Here is a 17,868-nt window from a genome sequence, read left to right as displayed (position 1 = left end):
GGAGAACAGTTATGGCTTATTCACAAGATTATCGCCAAATGATTTTAGAAAAATTAAATTCGGGTTACAGCTACCGTGAATTGGCAGCGGAATATGGCATCAGTCGCAGTACCATTCAACTATGGAAAAAATGCATTGAACGTAAACCCTACCCCAAAAGAACCAATAAAATCAATGATGAATTATTGCGAAAAGACGTAGAACAATTTCCTGATGATTTTCAAAGAGAACGCGCTGTTCGCTTTAACTGTTCACAAAGAGCCATTGGTGTGGCACTTAAACGGCTAAAAATCACTCAAAAAAAAGATTCTTAAACACCCCAAAGCTCAACCCGAAACAATTGAACAATTTCTCTCATTAAAACAACAGTATGAGCAAGAGAAACGTCCTATTGTTTATATTGATGAAAGTGGTTTTAAAAACCAAACTTATCGTCCTTATGCCTATGCGCCAAGAGGACAAGTTTGTCATGGCAATCACAACTGGCAAATCAAAAACACAACCAATGCCATTGGCGCACTGTACCAAAATCAATTGATTGCAGTGGGTTTGTATGAATTCAGCATCAATTCAGATGTGTTTTATTCATGGGTTCAAAACGTTTTACTGCCACAATTACCGCCCAACAGTGTTTTGGTAATGGATAATGCGACTTTTCACAAACGTCAGGACATTCAAGAGCTTATTGTTTTATCAGGGCATGTGATTTTATGGTTACCGCCATACTGTCCTGATTTGAATTTAATTGAGCACACTTGGGCTTGGATTAAACATTTACGTCAAGATTGGTTATTGGATTGCATTCACTCTTTGTTTTTTTATTTTACTTGGTTGTGTACCGAATTTTAATTTCTTTATCTATACACTCATTGCAGCCCGTGTTTCATTAGATAAAGAAACTAACACATTACCTAGTTGTTTAGCTTGAGATGGCGTTAATGCACGACCTTGATTACGCGTTTCTGTAAAAGTTGTGGCTAATGCAAATTCACGTTTGCCCCATTGTGGGTCGGTTTCTGCCCATTCGTGTACCAAGTTGTCCAATAAAGCCAGTTGTTCTTGCTTGGTGCTGGCTTGCGAATAAACACGCAAAGCCGCAGCCAAATCGCCCGACAATGCTGCTGCTTCACGCAAATCACGCAAACGACCAATGCCGCTCAAATTAGCAGCTTGGCTTTGCTCGGCGGTTAATTCAATGCGGTCGGCAAAACGGCTGTACAAATGGTCATTTGCCAGCAGTAAATCTGCCATTTGCGCGGTGCTACCGTCTGTTTTGGTATAGCTGCCCAGTTGGGCGATGCTGTTGCCATTGCCCAAATCTTGGCTCACGTCTTTATAAGCAGTATTGAGCGATTGAATGCCCAAATCTGTCAAAGTGTGTAATTCATCGGATTGGGAAATACCGTCTTGGTTGGCATCTTGCCATACGCGCAAAGTGGCAAAAGCGACATCGTTGGCATCCACCACACCATCGTTGTTGTCGTCCAATTCTGCCAATGCAGCATAGCCATGCTGCGCCAAAGTACCGTCTGCCAATACAGTGCTGTCGCCAAACAATTCACCACCATTGTCAATCATGCCATTGCCGTTTAAATCGCGCACGAGCAAGCCATCGCCACTTGCCACCCAACCTGTTGCGGTGCGAATGCCGTCTTTGTTATGGTCAAACAGGCTGCCTGAAAAACCTGTGGTGGCGGTGGTTTGAATGCCGTTGCCGTCTAAATCCAATGCCAATGGATCTACGATGTGGTATTTGCCAAAACGGAAAGGAAGGTCATACCATGGGCGAACACATTGGTGTCCGTTGTCAAACCAACCTCCAAAGCCGTCGGGTACGAATGGGTTCGGGAGAAATGGAATGCCTTTCCAGCTGGGGTCGTAAGGTTGTTGCCATGGGAAAGGTAATTTTGGAGAGGAGGGCGACGGATTGCTTGTTGGTTCATTATCTCCATTAACTTCAATTGCTACTTGTTGAGCAATTGAGACAGCAATGGCTTGTGTATATGGACTATTTATTATAGCACTAGCAAATGGAGCCAATGATGAAGTATCAGGAATACCTAGTTTATTAGCGGCCCAAGTTCCGCAATGAGAACCAAAGGGAAGGTTGTAGAATGGCGGATGTTTTACATCATATTCCGCCCTGCTTTTTATATCATTAAAACGTTGCTCAGAAACAGGAATTTTTCCTGTGGTAAATTGATATTCATGACCTGGATCCGTATCAATTTTGCCATGATTAATTAATGACGGTTTTACAGGAGCAAAACCGTACTCATATGATTTACCATTGGTATCGGTTAAAACAATAAAAGTATGTGGGATATGTCGTCTCCACCTACATCTACACGTAATTCAACATAAAATTTACTCATAATCTCAGTCTCCAAAAAATATTAAATTGTTACTTAAATTCCATAATTTAGATATGTTTGCTTATCCTGCTCTGCTAATTTTTCATAATGCGTTTTATGAAAATAAAGTTTAATATTTTTATCCCTGTTGGGATTGGCTGAATGATAGTTTCTTATCTCTGTTATTAAGTATAAATAAGTATCATCACTGTACTTTCCATAAACTTGAATAAGTACTGTATTGTATCCATTATCTACTCCGGCAGTGCACTCTAAAGAACCGAATTTATTTCTAAATGCTTTTGCAATCTTGGATGAATCCTGATAAGTTTGAGAATCGACACCGGGGCATGCTGTTAGCAGCAAAGAGAGTATTAAAAAATGCATTTTTTCATAAAATATCCTAATTATATATGACTAACTTAGCAAGCGTAGATACGAGAGTGGGCAACTCGTTACCCACGCGGTTTTGTACACATTACATTATTCCATTTCAGGCAGCCCGAAATGGAATTTTTCACTTTAAAACAATATGTTAGCAAGCGTAGGGTGGGTGCTCGCACCCACGCGTTCTGTGTTTCCAGCCTCATCATTTCCCATTCAAATCCCCCTTATTCAGGCTGCCTGAAAAAATGGTAATGCACACATACACTTAAAAACACAAGTTGCAAATCAATTCTCAATCACATCTCTAATCTTGTTTGAATAAATCTATTGCCTATTTAGCCTAAATCAATTTATGATTTTTTACTCTTATTATCTTAATTTGTCAAATCTTTTTTATCATTTCTATCATTGCGTTGTATATCAATGTTCGTTAAAATTCTTGCGCTGTTCTTATTCTTTTTTTACAAAACGGTTATTCTATGGCTTCTTCCTCCACTCCTAAACCTGCTTTGGCCGGCTTAATTGTATTGGCCCACTATCATGGTATTGCTGCCAACCCCGCTGACATTCAGCACCATTTCTCCGTTTCAGGCAGCCTCAATGGCGATTTAAGCCAAACCGAATGGCTGTTGGCGGCAAAAAAATTGGAATTGAAAGCCAAAGTAGTCAAACAATCGGTGGCACGTTTGCCTTATGCTACGCTGCCTGCATTGGTGTGGTGTGATGATGGCAACCATTTTATTTTGGCCAAAACAGACGGTTCGGGCGATGATGCCAAATATTTGATTCAGGATTTGCAGCACAATAAACCTGCGGTTTTGAATGCGGCAGAATTTTCGGCACGGTATTCAGGCTGCCTGATTATGGTGGCATCGCGCGCTTCAATCTTGGGCAGTTTGGCGAAATTTGACTTTACTTGGTTTATCCCTGCGGTGATTAAATATCGCCGCATTTTTATTGAAGTCTTGATTGTTTCGGTGGTGCTACAAATTTTTGCGCTGATTACGCCTTTGTTCTTCCAAGTGGTGATGGATAAGGTGTTGGTACATCGAGGTTTTTCCACTTTAGATGTGGTGGCGATTGCGCTATTGGTGGTCAGCTTATTTGAAATTGTGTTGGGCGGTTTGCGAACCTATATTTTTGCTCACACCACTTCGCGCATTGACGTGGAATTGGGCGCGAGACTGTTTCGTCATTTATTGGCTTTGCCCTTGGCGTATTTTGAAAACAGACGGGTGGGCGACACTGTGGCGCGGGTACGCGAATTGGAACAAATCCGTAATTTCTTGACAGGTCAGGCTTTGACTTCGGTATTGGATTTGGCATTTTCGTTTATCTTCTTGATTGTGATGTGGTATTACAGTCCGACTTTGACTTTGGTGGTGTTGGCTTCATTGCCTGCTTATGCGTTTTGGTCGGCGTTTATCAGTCCGATTTTGCGCGCACGTTTAAATGAGAAATTTTCGCGAAATGCCGACAATCAATCGTTTTTGGTGGAAAGCATGACGGCGGTCGGCACGGTCAAAGCGATGGCGGTTGAACCGCAAATGACACGCAAATGGGATAACCAGCTTGCGGCGTATGTGAATGCGAGTTTCAAAGTAACTCGATTGGCGGTGATTGGGCAACAGGGCGTGCAGTTGGTGCAGAAATTGGTTACGGTGGCGACTTTGTGGATAGGGGCGCGTTTGGTGATTGAAGGCAAATTGACGGTGGGTCAATTGATTGCGTTTAATATGTTGGCGGGACAAGTGGCGGCACCTGTGATTCGTTTGGCGCAATTGTGGCAGGATTTTCAACAGGTTGGTATTTCGGTGGCGCGTTTGGGCGATATTTTGAATGCGCCGACTGAAAATCCGTCTTCCAAATTGGCGTTGCCCGATATTCGCGGTGACATCACGTTTGAACACGTTGATTTTAGATACAAAGCCGATGGGCGTTTGATTTTGCAGGATTTGAATTTGCAGATTCGGGCAGGGGAAATTTTGGGCATTGTCGGGCGATCGGGTTCGGGCAAATCCACTTTGACTAAATTGGTGCAAAGATTGTATGTGCCTGAAAACGGTCGGGTTTTGGTGGACGGCAACGATTTGGCTTTGGCAGACCCAGCGTGGTTGCGCCGCCAAGTGGGGGTGGTGTTGCAAGAGAATGTGCTGCTGAATCGCAGCGTGCGCGACAATATTGCGCTGACGGACACGGGTTTGCCTTTGGAAATGATTATTCAGGCTGCCAAATTGGCGGGGGCGCATGATTTTATTATGGAATTGTCGGAAGGTTACGACACGATTGTGGGCGAACAGGGCGCAGGTTTATCAGGCGGACAACGCCAGCGCATTGCCATTGCCCGTGCTTTGATTACCAATCCGCGCATTTTGATTTTTGATGAAGCCACCAGCGCGTTGGATTATGAAAGTGAACGCGCGATTATGCAAAATATGCAGGCGATTTGTGCAGGACGCACGGTGTTGATTATCGCGCACCGCTTGTCCACCGTCCGCCACGCCCACCGCATTATTGCGATGGACAAGGGCAAGATTCTGGAGCAAGGCACACATGACGGTTTGTTGCAAAAACCCGATGGTTATTATCACTATTTGTATGATTTGCAAAACAGTTAAGCGGTTTGAATTAGGGTTTCAGGCTGCTTAATGTCGCAATAAATCCAAACAAAATCCGATGTTTTTCAATTTTTTTTCAGGTAGTTTTTTTAATATATATAGTGAATTCACTATAAAAGGAAGTCTGAAAACTTGTAGGATGGATACTCGTATCTAACAATCTTTAAATAAAAACAAATGGTTATTAAATATGAAAAAATGTCGGATTCAAAAATTCAACTTACTATTTCATATTTTGCAAGGATTTTAGTCTAAAATATCTTTAAATTTTCACGTAATTGAATCCAATCATTATGATAGAACTCAAAAACTTAACCCTACAACGCGGCACCAAAGTCTTGCTTAACCAAGCCAACGCCACCATCAACCCACGCCAACGCGTTGGCTTAATTGGCAAAAACGGTACAGGCAAATCCAGCCTATTCGCCTTGATTAAAGGCGAAATCAGCCAAGACAGCGGCGATTGCCAAATTCCCAAAACATGGAAACTGGCAGCCGTTGCCCAAGAAACCCCCGCTTTGGACATCTCTGCGCTGGATTATGTGTTGCAGGGCGACCCGGAATTGCAACAGTTTCAGGCTGCCTTACACGCGGCGGAAGTGGCAAATAATGGCAATGAAATCGCCGAATTTCACGCCAAATTAGATGAAATTGACGCCTACACCGCCCCAGCACGCGCTGCCAAATTACTGAGCGGACTTGGTTTTTCGCAAGAAGAACACGCGAAACCTGTGAAAGCCTTTTCGGGTGGCTGGCGCATGCGTTTAAATTTGGCGCAAGCCTTGATGTGTCGCGCCGATTTATTGTTGTTGGACGAGCCGACCAACCATTTGGATTTGGAAACGGTATTGTGGCTGGAAAACCATCTTGCCACGCTGCCGTGTACCCAAATCATTATTTCGCACGACCGTGATTTTTTGAATGCAACCACCACACACACGCTGGAATTGTCCGCGCAAAAATTGCACAGTTACGGTGGAGCGTACGATTTTTACTTGAAAGAACGCGCCCAACGATTAGCCAATCAGCAGGCTGCCTACACCAAACAACAGGCACATATTAAGCATTTACAATCCTTTATTGACCGCTTCAAAGCTAAAGCCACCAAAGCCACACAAGCGCAAAGCCGCGTGAAAGCATTAGAAAAATTGGAATTAATTTCCCCAGCGCATTTGGACAGCGAATTCAGTTTTGAATTTGAACAGCCCACGCATTTACCCAATCCCTTGCTGAAATTGGACGCGGCAAATTTGGGTTATGGCGATGAAATTATTTTGAAAAATATTACTTTATCGCTGGAAAATGGAGCGCGATTTGGTTTGCTTGGTGTGAATGGTTCGGGCAAATCCACTTTTATTAAAGCCCTTGCAGGCAGCCTGAAACCTGTGAGCGGACAAATCATCAAATCTGACAAATTAAACATCGGTTATTTCGCGCAACATCAATTGGATACGCTGCGCGATGACCAAAGCCCCATTTGGCATATTCAACAGCTTTCGCCCGATGTGAAAGAGCAGGAAATTCGTAACTATTTGGGCGGATTTAATTTTATTGGCGATATGGCAACGCAAAAAATTGAACCGTTTTCGGGTGGCGAAAAAGCACGTTTGGCGTTGGCGATGTTGGTGTGGCAAAAGCCCAATTTATTGCTATTGGACGAGCCGACCAACCATTTGGATTTGGATATGCGCCACGCGCTAACGGTGGCATTGCAGAGTTTTCAGGGCGCGATGATTTTGGTGTCGCACGACCGCAGTTTGATTGAAGCGACCACCGACCAATTTTTATTGATTCACGCAGGCAGCCTGAAAGAGTTTGACGGCGATTTGAACGATTATCGCGCATGGCGTTTGGCACAGGAAAATGCGACAGTTGCGCCAGCACAATCAGCGCAATCGCAAAACCGCAAAGACGTGAAACGCTTGGAAGCACAAATTCGCCAAGAAAAAGCCAAACGCTGTAAACCTATTCAGCAAAAAATTAATAAAGCGGAAAAGGAAATGGAAACATTGCAGCAAAAACAGGCTGCGTGTGATGAATTTTTGTCGCAAGAAAGTGCTTATTTACCCGAAAACAAAACGAAGTTGCAAGAAATATTGGCGCAAGCAGCGGAAATTAAAGTAAAATTGACACAGTTAGAAGAAGATTGGTTGCAATGGCAAGAAGATTTGGAAACGATTAATAACCAGATTGATGCTGAATTTCAGGCAGCCTGAAAGTAGGGAATAATATGAAAAAATTGCTTTTAAGTACGATTTTATTGACTGTATCACATATGGCGACCGCAGAAATTTACAGTTGTGGGCCAGGTTGTTATACGTCCAGCCCCCAAAAAGCAACTGAAGGCAGAGCACGGATTACGGGCAAAATTGGCAGTTACACCAGCATTACGCCTGAACGTAAAGTGGTTGCCGCAACTGAAAACAGCGAAAAAGTGGTTGCACCTGCACGCACACAAACGGTTCGCCGTAGCGCACCTGTTGCACCGCGTGTTGTGCCGCAAGCAGTTGCAGCAACTACTACCCCTGCTATTCCCAAAATGAGTGCTGCGCGTGCCAGCGGTCGCCGTACGATTTTGGAGCAGGAGTTGGATAATGAACGTAGCGCATTGTCTGCTGCGCAAAAAGCATTGGCTGATGGACGTGCGATTAGTGCCAACGATGCCAATCATCAAGCGCGTGTGCGCCAATTAGAAAGCGCAGTTTTGGATAGACAACAAAATATCCAAGCCTTGCAACGTGAATTGAGTAGAATGTGATGCAAACGTGGCACGATGTTTTGGGCGAAGAAAAATCCCAGCCTTATTTTCAACATATTTTGCAAACGGTTCGGGCAGAGCGTGAAGCAGGGCAGGTGATTTATCCACCTGCCGCGGATGTGTTCAATGCGTTTAAATTGACCGAATTTGCTGATGTGAAAGTAGTGATTTTGGGACAAGACCCATATCACAATGTGGGGCAGGCACATGGTTTGTCGTTTTCGGTGCAGCACGGCATACAGCCGCCACCATCTTTGTTAAATATTTACAAAGAGCTATCGGATGATATTGCAGGATTTGTGATGCCGCAACACGGTTGTTTGACACATTGGGCGGAACAGGGTGTGTTATTGCTGAATACAGTTTTGACGGTACGCGCACATCAAGCGCATTCTCATGCCAATTTGGGTTGGGAAATGTTTACCGACCGTGTGATTACGCAAATTAATCAGTATCGGGAAAATGTGGTGTTTCTGCTATGGGGTAGCCACGCACAGAAAAAGGGGGCGATGATTGACCGCACGCGCCATTTGGTTTTGACTGCGCCGCATCCATCGCCTTTATCGGCTTATCGTGGATTTTTTGGTTGCCGACATTTTTCGCAAACCAATGCATATTTGCAAGCGCATAATTTAACACCGATTGATTGGCAAATTTAGAACCTGTATTCATAAGATTGATTGTTTGATTGTATTGCCAATTTTTGCGGATACAAGGCGACTTTTCATGCCAATATTGAACATATTGGCATGAAAAGTTAACGCAGTAGGCGCATAAAGTGGCGATAAAAGCAAGTTATTAAGATTGTGAATACAGGTTCTTAATATATAGGCAGCCTGAAAAATTTATATTTCAGGCTGCCTATATATTTTAAAGATGAGAAATAGCACGCATAAACGCTGCCATTTTTTCGGGCGATTTTATTCCAGCAGTAAGCTCCACGCCACTGGATACATCAACCGCGCACGCACCTGTTGTGCGTATCGCATCTGCCACATTATCGGCATGCAAACCACCCGATAAAATCCAATGTCCTTGTAGATTTTCAGGCAGCATTGTCCAGTCAAAAGTATGCCCTGTCCCGCCATATGCGCCATTGACAAATGCGTCAAATAAAACTGCGCGTGCATCGGCAAACTGGGTTAAGGCAGCCTGAATATCGTCAGGTTGTTGTACGCGTATCGCTTTGAGATACGGACGATGAAATTGTCGGCAAAATTTGGGAGATTCATCGCCATGAAATTGCAAAATATCAATCGGTACTTGGGTCAAAATGTCGTGAATGCGCTCGGCAGTTTCATTAACAAATAGGGCAACCACGCTAACAAATGGTGGTAAAACGCACACAATTTCTTGTGCTTGCGCGATATTGACACAGCGTTTGCTGCCTGTAAAAAAAACCAAGCCAATCGCATCTGCGCCTAATTTGGCGACGGTAATGGCATCTTCTGGGCGAGTGATGCCGCATATTTTGGTGTGAATTTTCATTATTTGCTTTCAAATTTAAAAAAGGCAGCCTGAAAATAGGTTTCAGGCTGCCTATTGATTTCTTATTTAAAAATTATTTGTAAAATTAAAAAACTAGAAATGGATAGCATGGCGGCAGCAGGTAAAGTAACTACCCAAGCCAAACCAATAGGTTTCATCATTTTCCAATTCGCATTACGGTTGATAACGCCCACACCCAATACAGCACCAACCAAAATATGTGTACTGGATACGGGTAAACCCAATACGCTGGCTGCCATGACTACGGTCGCTGCGGATAATTCGGCAACAAATCCTGAAGATGGATGTAATTCTGCCAAATCTTTACCAACTGTTTGAATAACTTCTTTACCGACAAACCATAAGCCAACAATTAATGCGACGCCAAATGTTAATAAAACAACAGGTTGCATGGGCGAAGAAGCATTAATATCATTGCTGCGAATGACATCCATAATTGCAGCAAATGGTCCAATCGCGTTAGCAATATCGTTTGCGCCATGGCTAAATGCAAAGCTAGCGGCGGTCAGTACTTGCATCCATGAAAACACCAAAAATGTAGATTTATCCAAATCTTTGCGTTTTAAGTTTTTGGCATACATGAATGTGGCGAGCCAAATACCTGCGCCAATCATTAATAATAAAAATGCACTGGTCAAAGCACTCATGCCCAAATTCAAGTTTTTTAAACCTTTGAAAATTAACATGGAAGAAATTAACATACCGCCAATGCTTAAAATAGCAGGTACCCATGTGTACAAGGCACGATAAGTATCAATCGCATCTTTGCGTGTGTTGATTTCATGCAAACCTTTGTAATATTCCGATTCTAGTTCATTGGGGTCGTAATCGGGTTCATCATAAATTTCTGCATCACGCGCCATTGCGGTGGCAACTTGGATTTTTTCTTGTTCATCTAATGCGGCAAATTGTTGGCGATGTTGTTCTTTATATGCTTTTTTTTCTGCTTTAATGGCTTTTAGTTGTGCGATAACACGCACGTTGTAATCCAATACCTGACGTTTGACGACATAGAAAATGGTCGCAGAAACCATGCCACCCAAGGCAGGGGATAAGACCCAAGAAACAGCAATTCTGCCCACCTCACTCCATTTAACCATAGCCAAAGCACTGCCATCGCCTTGGGAAATTTGTGAACCCAACACAACGGAACTGCCAACAATGCCACCAATAATGGCGTGAGTGGTGGAAACAGGTAAACCTTTTTTGGTTGCAAATAGTAACCATAATGCTGCTGATAGTAGAGCAGACATCATAATCAAAATCAAATCAATCGGTTTGAGTGGTAGTGCATTCAAATCCACAATACCGCTGCGAATGGTTTCGGTTACTTCTCCGCCAGCAATAACTGCGCCACTCACTTCAAATACGGCGGCAATTAATAAAGCTTGTGTAACGGTCAAGGTGCCTGCACCAACCGATGTACCAAATGAATTGGCTACGTCATTGCCACCAATATTAAACGCCATAAATACACCGAATAATGTGGCAATGAGAAACAGCGTAACATGATGATATTGAGTGTATCCTAATCCCCAATAAATAAAATAACTAACCATGCCAAGCAGTAAAATAGCAAAAGCAGCATTGGCTTTGGGCATGGGTTGCATAGGGGCAGTTTTTGCCTTCGGCATAGTGCATCCTTGTGAGAGAAATAATTAGGTGCGCAGTATAACGCGAGATGTGAGAAAATTTAATAGAATTTAACAAATATTTAATTGGATTTTCGGTTTGGGTTTTCAGGCTGCCTGAAAGATGTTTTTTTTAAAATGATTGCGAGTTGTATGCACTATTTAAATTCATTCAAAAAAATGTCAGATTATCAATAAAATTCTTATTTCAGGCAGCCTGAAAAATTATTTAATGCGACATTTGCTTTGAATATCCGCAACAGCACGGTCTAATTTCGCGCCATCTACTTCGCCCAACAAAGTTTGTTGTATATTGCATTTTGGCGCGCGTACAACGGTGTAGGGCAGGGCACCAATCGTGTTACCATAAGTTTTCATCATACCGCGGCTATTATTACCTGTATATCGCCAAATAGGGTATGACACAGGCGTGGTACGCAAAAATTTTTCCACATTTGGTTTGCTGTCCAAAGCAATCCCGACCATTTCTACGCCTTTGGGTTTGCCTTTTTGCATGAACCATTTGCTCATAGCAGGCATTTCTTTGCGGCATGGCGTACACCAAGTTGCCCAAAAATTAATCACTTGTACTTGGGCAGTTGGGTTCATGGTTTGCGGTTTATCATCTTTATGCGAAACAAAATCAGAAGCATAAACAGGCATGCTTACCAACACAGCAGAAACTGCTAATAATTTGAATAATTTCATTTTTTTAATCCTTTCCTTGGACGATAAAGCATTATGTCATCTCCCACGCATTTTACGACAAATCCCGTATGTTGGCTATTTTGTACCGTCATTGATAATTTTGGCGATATTGGCGTGTCATGGCGATTGGCGCAAGAATTGCACACACGCTTGGGCTGGGAAATTTATCTATTTGTGGACGATGTAACCGCACTGCAAACCATTTTGCCCGATGCGCCGACCCAATTACCAAACAAATATCGCCATATTCATTTGCGCGATTGGCGCGAACGCGAATACGCTGATTTTCAGGCTGCATCCATGCCAAATATCATCATAGAAATGTTTGCTTGCGATTTACCCGAAGATATATTGCATTTGATACGCAGCCTGAAACCCATTTGGTTGAATTGGGAATATTTAAGCGCAGAAGATTGGGCAATCCGCACCCACACCATGCCCAGTTTTCAAGCCGATGGTAGCCAAAAATATTTCTGGCAGATGGGATTTGTGCCACAAAGCGGCGGTTTATTGCGCGAACAAAATTATGTCAATCAATATGCCGATTGGATAAAAAGACAGCCTGAAAAACCTGTTTCAGGCAGCCCCATTAGCATTTTCGCATTTGGTTATTCCAGCGAAATTTGGGTGAAATGGTGCGAAATTTTTTCCGCACAATCACACCCGATTATCTTACGCACCGCAGGCACACAAATCATCAGCAGCCTGAAAAACGCAGCTTTATTGCCCGAAAATGCCTTAATACAAGACACAGAATACACATTAGGCAGCCTGAAAATCATTCGTCAAGATTTTGTACCACAAGAACAATTTGACGAATTATTGTGGGCAAGCGACATCAGCATCATACGCGGCGAAGACAGTTTTATCCGCGCCCAATACGCCGCTGTACCATTTTTGTGGCATATTTATCCGCAAGCCGAAATGGCACATTTAGACAAATTGGACGCATTTTGGCAAACATTTTGGCAACACGTTCCCAATAATTCGTTTCAGGCTGCCTTGACTGCTTTGTCCAATGAATTAAATGGCGCATCTGTTTTATCCGCAGCACAACGCGCTGAATATTGGGCGATTTTGCTGGCTGATTTGTCCGAATGGCAACGCATCACACAAATTTGGCAGCAGTATTTATGGGCGCAAAGTGATACGGTTACACGTTTGGCTGCATGGTTATGCGATGGTTTGGTAAACCCATAAAGGCAGCCTGAAACATTTTATAGTGAATTAAAATAAGAAATCTGCTTCGTTGCCCACGCCCTTATGTACTATTTGTACACGGCGGGCGTGGTCGCCTTGCATCTTTCTTATTTTACTTCACTATATTATTTGCCGATACGAAACTTTAAATCCTTGAATAACAATATACAATTTAAAGTGAGATTGTTATAATTCGCTTAATTTATTTTTCAGGCAGCCTGAAACGCTTTCAGGCTGCCTGAAAATCATTTAAATTAAACAATATAGAAAGACACATTATGGCAATCCAATGGTTCCCTGGACACATGAATAAGGCAAAAAAAGCCATTGCCGACCGCATTAAAACAGTGGATATGGTGATTGAAATGCTGGACGCACGTTTACCTGCTTCCAGCGAAAATCCCTTGTTGGCGCAATTAGCCAAAGGTAAGCCGAAATTGAAAATTTTAAATAAGCAAGACCTAGCCGACCCTGAACGCACCGCAGTTTGGTTAGCCCATTACAATGCTTTGGACAACACCAACGCGATTGCGCTGGACAGTTCGGAAAAATCTGCCGCGCCGAAAATCACGGCGGCGTGTCGTGCGCTTGTGCCCAATCGTAAGGGTTTGGACAAGCCTTTGCGTGTGATGATTTGCGGCATTCCGAATGTGGGCAAATCCACGCTCATCAATGGCATGATAGGCAAAAAATCCGCCAAAACAGGCAATGAACCGGGGATTACGAAAGCGGAACAGCGTTTGTTTTTGGCAGACGATTTTTGGTTGTACGACACCCCTGGGATGCTTTGGCCCAAGATTATTGTGGAAGAAAGTGGCTACAATTTGGCGGCTTCGGGCGCGGTCGGGCGCAATGCGCTGGACGAGGAGGAAGTGGCGTTGGAATTGCTGGATTATTTGCGCCGCCATTATTTGCCTTTATTACAAATGCGTTATGCGGCAGACAAAGACCCGTCTAGCCATTGGGACGATGTGGCGTGGCTGGAATGGATTGCGAAAAAACGCGGCGCATTGCTTGGCGGCGGACGCGTGAATTATCAAAAAGCCGCCGAAAATATTTTGACCGATTTCCGTGAAGGCGCGATTGGGCGCATTACGCTGGAAACGCCGAAACAATGGGAAAGCTGGCTCAAGGAAGCGCGTAAACGTGAAGCGGCTCTGAAAGCAGAACGTGAAGCGAAAAAATTGGCGCGTAGTGGGCAACAGCCACAGGAATAAATTTTTCAGGCTGCCTGAAACCCCGATATCATCTATCATCCACCCGATTTTTATTATACGGAAACCCCAATCATGCAAACCACAGAATCCGACATTGCACTCATCGGTGCAGGCATTATGAGTGCCACTTTGGGCGCATTTTTCAAAGAATTGCAGCCTGAAAAAAGCATGGTGGTCTTTGAAAAACTATCTGCCGCCGCGCAAGAAAGTTCGTACGAATGGAACAATGCAGGCACGGGACATGCCGCTTTGTGTGAACTCAATTACACGCCCGAACAAGCCGATGGCAGCGTCAGCATTAATCGTGCGGTGGACATCAATGAAAAATTTCAATTATCGCTGCAAATGTGGACATATTTGGTCAAACACGGACGCATCAGCCAGCCACGCGAATTTATCCGCCGTTTGCCACATATCAGTTTTGTGCAAGGCGCAGACAATGTGCGCTTTTTAAAAACACGGCACGCAGCATTGTCGCAACATCCATTGTTTGCAGGAATGGAATTTGCCGAAGATGCCGACACTTTGCGCGAATGGATACCGTTGATGATGCACAATCGCAGCACCAACGAACCCATCGCCGCCACGCGCATTCACACAGGTACCGATGTGAATTTTGGTGCGATTACGCGCAAACTATTTGATTATTTGCAACAAAATAATACCGCTATTCATTTTAATCATACAGTAAAAGATTTAAATCGCACGACAGATGGCAAATGGGAAATCATCGTGCAAGATGGTTCAGGCAGCCTGAAAACACATCGGGCAAAATTTGTGTTTATTGGTTGTGGCGGCGGTAGTTTGCATCTCTTACAAAAATCGGGCGTGCCAGAAAGCGAACATATTGGCGGTTTTCCTGTGAGCGGTTTGTTTATGGTATGCCGCAATGAAACGGTGGTGGCGCGACATCATGCCAAAGTGTATGGCAAAGCAAAAGTGGGCGCACCACCGATGTCGGTGCCACATTTGGATACACGATTTATTGATGGCAAAAAAGCCTTATTGTTTGGACCATTCGCGGGTTTTACGCCAAAATTTTTGAAAGAAGGTTCGATATTGGATTTGCTGACTTCGGTGCGAGCGGATAATTTGGCAACCGTGTTATCGGCAGGTGCGAAAAATTTGGCATTGACCAAATATTTGTTGGGACAAGTCATGCTATCCAAAGCTGAACGCATGGCGGAATTACGCGAATTTATCCCCGATGCGCGTGATGAAGATTGGGATTTACTGACGGCGGGACAGCGTGTGCAAATCATCAAAGACACGGAAACAGAAGTGGGCGCATTACAATTTGGCACAGAAGTGATTGTGGCGGCTGATGGTTCTTTGGCGGCATTATTGGGTGCCAGCCCAGGGGCATCTACTTCAGTATCGGCGATGTTGGAAGTATTGCAAAAATGTTTTTCAGGCTGCCTGAATGAATGGGTGGATAAATTGGCGGAAATGGTGCCGTCTTTACATCAAGCTTTGGCGGATAATCCTGAATTATGGGCGCGTGTTCGCCAAGAAACGGAAACGGTTTTGGAATTGACGGAATAAAGTACCAAACGCTGGCTTATTGTGTTAATCCAATCTATTACACATTTCCTGTAAAAACTAAAAGGCAGCCTGAAAACACAACAACAATATGTTTTCAGGCTGCCTTTGTATATTGTTTATCATAAAAATAAGATATAGTCACAAAATTGAAAAGTACTACAGCGTTGGTTCGCCTCCTTGTATGACATTTTCACTTCTACGGCTATATTGACTTGCCATTGTCGCATGATGCGCCTAAACTCAATCCTTTTTTAACCTAACCATAATCTTCATTCACAATCATGAATCCTAATTTATTTCCACAATATCACGATTATCTGACACGCATCTTGACTTCATCGGTTTACGATGTGGCGGATGAAACACCGTTGGATTTTGCGGCGAATTTATCGCGCCGTTTAAACAACAAAATTTATTTGAAACGCGAAGATTTGCAACCCGTGTTTTCCTTCAAAATTCGCGGCGCGTACAACAAAATGGCAAAGCTGCCTGAACACGTTTTGCAAAAAGGCGTGATTACCGCCAGCGCAGGCAATCACGCGCAAGGTGTGGCTTTATCAGCACAAAAATTGGGCTGCACCGCCACCATCGTCATGCCCGAAACCACGCCGCAAATCAAAATAGATGCCGTGCGTGCGCGTGGCGGTAATGTGGTTTTGGCAGGTGTTTCCTATAATGATGCGTATGACCACGCCATGAAATTGGTTGCTGAAAGCGGTTTGACCTATATTCCGCCGTTTGACGACCCCGATGTGATTGCGGGACAAGGCACTATCGGCATGGAAATCGCACGCCAACATGCCAAACCGATTCATGCTATTTTTGTTGCCATTGGTGGTGGCGGTTTGGCGGCGGGCGTGGCGGCGTTTATCAAACAAGTTCGCCCCGAAATCAAAGTCATCGGTGTGCAAACCAATGACAGTTGTGCGATGAAAGTTTCTATCGCTGCAGGGCAGCGCGTGGCATTAAAAGATGTAGGCTTGTTTGCTGATGGCACAGCGGTGAAGTTAGTCGGCGAGGAAACCTTTAAACTCTGTCGTGATTTATTGGACGATATTATTACGGTGGATACAGATGCAGTTTGTGGTGCATTAAAAGATGTCTTTGATGACACGCGCAGCATTTGCGAACCATCGGGTGCGTTGGCATTAGCTGGTTTAAAAGCGTATGTTTCTCGCAATAATGTGGCAAATGAAACCTTGATTGCGGTTACATCGGGCGCAAATATGAATTTCCACCGTTTGCGCCATGTTTCCGAGCGCAGCGAATTGAGCGAAGGACATGAAGCAATTTTTGCCGTGTCCATTCCCGAACGTGCAGGCAGCTTCCGTGAATTTGTGAATGTGGTTGGTTCACGCAATATTACCGAATTTAATTATCGTTATGGCGATGATACGGTGGCACATATTTTTGTTGGTATTCAAACTGTTAGCTCATCTGACCGTGAAAAAATTCATGCTGATTTTCAGGCAGCCCAATTGCCACACATTGATTTGAGTAACGATGAAATGGCAAAAGTACATTTGCGTTACATGGTTGGCGGGCGCACGCACAAAGTAAAAAATGAACGGTTGATTAGTTTTGAATTTCCCGAACGTCCGGGGGCATTGGCGAAATTTTTGAATCAGATGCAAAGTGATTGGAATATTACCTTGTTCCATTATCGCAATCATGGCGCGGATTATGGGCGCATTTTGGTGGGGATTGATGTGCCGAAATCGGATTATGCTGCGTTTGATGCATTTTTGGATAATCTGGGTTATGCGTTTGAAGAACAAACAGATAATGAAGCCTATCGTTTATTTTTGGCATCATAAAATATAATGTTAATACGTTTCAGGCTGCCTATGTTGTAGAAATAACATAGGCAGCCTGAAAAATATAGTGAATTCAATTTAAACCAGTACGGCGTTGCTAGCCCCCTTATGTACTATGTGTACA

Annotated in this window: 14 protein-coding genes and 1 pseudogene; 10 read left to right on the top strand and 5 right to left on the bottom strand. The window is 43.7% G+C overall.

Annotated elements, in window-relative coordinates:
- The first annotated feature begins 11 nt into the window (after positions 1 to 11).
- Positions 12 to 314 (top strand): IS630 transposase-related protein, encoded by a 303-nt coding sequence (locus MIS45_RS06520; RefSeq protein WP_249441922.1) that lies wholly within the window; start codon positions 12 to 14, stop codon positions 312 to 314.
- Positions 307 to 849, top strand: coding sequence for an IS630 family transposase (locus MIS45_RS06515; protein ID WP_346766869.1), 543 nt, complete (start codon positions 307 to 309; stop codon positions 847 to 849). Before MIS45_RS06520 ends, MIS45_RS06515 begins: the two co-directional genes overlap by 8 nt.
- A gap of 18 nt (positions 850 to 867) precedes the next feature.
- Here the strand turns inward: MIS45_RS06515 and MIS45_RS06510 are convergent.
- Together MIS45_RS06510 and MIS45_RS06505 are read right to left on the bottom strand one after the other, a co-directional pair.
- Positions 868 to 1,875: pseudogene (locus MIS45_RS06510) on the bottom strand (hypothetical protein); the annotation flags it as partial.
- Between the two features lie 533 nt (positions 1,876 to 2,408).
- Entirely contained in the window at positions 2,409 to 2,741 is a 333-nt protein-coding gene (locus MIS45_RS06505) for a hypothetical protein (RefSeq protein WP_249449937.1), read from the bottom strand.
- 479 nt (positions 2,742 to 3,220) lie between these two features.
- Between MIS45_RS06505 and MIS45_RS06500 the strand changes: the two genes are divergently transcribed.
- The 4 genes from MIS45_RS06500 to ung all read left to right on the top strand — a co-directional run bounded on the left by MIS45_RS06500 (position 3,221) and on the right by ung (position 8,776).
- Positions 3,221 to 5,359 (top strand): type I secretion system permease/ATPase, encoded by a 2,139-nt coding sequence (locus MIS45_RS06500; RefSeq protein ID WP_249449936.1) that lies wholly within the window; start codon positions 3,221 to 3,223, stop codon positions 5,357 to 5,359.
- Between the two features lie 293 nt (positions 5,360 to 5,652).
- Complete coding sequence (locus MIS45_RS06495; RefSeq protein ID WP_249449935.1) at positions 5,653 to 7,575, top strand: ATP-binding cassette domain-containing protein; 1,923 nt, start codon at positions 5,653 to 5,655, stop codon at positions 7,573 to 7,575.
- A 14-nt stretch (positions 7,576 to 7,589) separates the two neighbouring features.
- Positions 7,590 to 8,117, top strand: coding sequence for a hypothetical protein (locus tag MIS45_RS06490; RefSeq protein WP_249449934.1), 528 nt, complete (start codon positions 7,590 to 7,592; stop codon positions 8,115 to 8,117).
- Positions 8,117 to 8,776 carry a uracil-DNA glycosylase gene (gene ung, locus MIS45_RS06485; RefSeq protein ID WP_249449933.1) on the top strand — a complete coding sequence of 220 codons (660 nt, stop codon included), beginning with the start codon at positions 8,117 to 8,119 and terminating at the stop codon, positions 8,774 to 8,776. The genes MIS45_RS06490 and ung overlap by 1 nt, the downstream gene beginning before the upstream one ends.
- Before the next feature lie 211 nt (positions 8,777 to 8,987).
- Here ung and MIS45_RS06480 read toward each other — a convergent pair whose 3' ends face one another.
- From MIS45_RS06480 to MIS45_RS06470, 3 genes are all read right to left on the bottom strand, one after another.
- Complete coding sequence (locus MIS45_RS06480; protein WP_249449932.1) at positions 8,988 to 9,605, bottom strand: phosphoribosylanthranilate isomerase; 618 nt, start codon at positions 9,603 to 9,605, stop codon at positions 8,988 to 8,990.
- 62 nt (positions 9,606 to 9,667) lie between these two features.
- Complete coding sequence (locus MIS45_RS06475; RefSeq protein ID WP_430472090.1) at positions 9,668 to 11,260, bottom strand: inorganic phosphate transporter; 1,593 nt, start codon at positions 11,258 to 11,260, stop codon at positions 9,668 to 9,670.
- 222 nt (positions 11,261 to 11,482) lie between these two features.
- A complete protein-coding gene (locus MIS45_RS06470; protein WP_249449931.1) occupies positions 11,483 to 11,965 on the bottom strand; it encodes a TlpA disulfide reductase family protein in 483 nt (160 codons plus the stop codon).
- Between the two features lie 33 nt (positions 11,966 to 11,998).
- On the opposite strand from MIS45_RS06470, the gene earP reads away from it, so the two are divergent.
- From earP to ilvA, 4 genes are all read left to right on the top strand, one after another.
- On the top strand, positions 11,999 to 13,165 hold the full coding sequence (gene earP, locus MIS45_RS06465) for an elongation factor P maturation arginine rhamnosyltransferase EarP (protein WP_249449930.1): 1,167 nt from the start codon (positions 11,999 to 12,001) through the stop codon (positions 13,163 to 13,165).
- A gap of 278 nt (positions 13,166 to 13,443) precedes the next feature.
- Positions 13,444 to 14,382: a ribosome biogenesis GTPase YlqF gene (gene ylqF, locus MIS45_RS06460; RefSeq protein ID WP_249449929.1), complete on the top strand. Its 939-nt coding sequence runs from the start codon at positions 13,444 to 13,446 to the stop codon at positions 14,380 to 14,382.
- Between the two features lie 72 nt (positions 14,383 to 14,454).
- The gene (gene mqo / locus MIS45_RS06455; RefSeq protein ID WP_249449928.1) at positions 14,455 to 15,927 is read left to right on the top strand and encodes a malate dehydrogenase (quinone); all 1,473 of its coding nucleotides are present in this window, start codon (positions 14,455 to 14,457) and stop codon (positions 15,925 to 15,927) included.
- Positions 15,928 to 16,208: 281 nt separating this feature from the next.
- Positions 16,209 to 17,744, top strand: a complete 1,536-nt coding sequence (gene ilvA / locus MIS45_RS06450; protein WP_249449927.1) for a threonine ammonia-lyase, biosynthetic — start codon at positions 16,209 to 16,211, stop codon at positions 17,742 to 17,744.
- Positions 17,745 to 17,868: the final 124 nt, after the last annotated feature.

This window comes from Wielerella bovis (assembly GCF_022354465.1).
Classification (GTDB): Bacteria; Pseudomonadota; Gammaproteobacteria; order Burkholderiales; family Neisseriaceae; genus Wielerella; species Wielerella bovis.
This window is presented reverse-complemented; position numbering and strand designations above follow the sequence as displayed.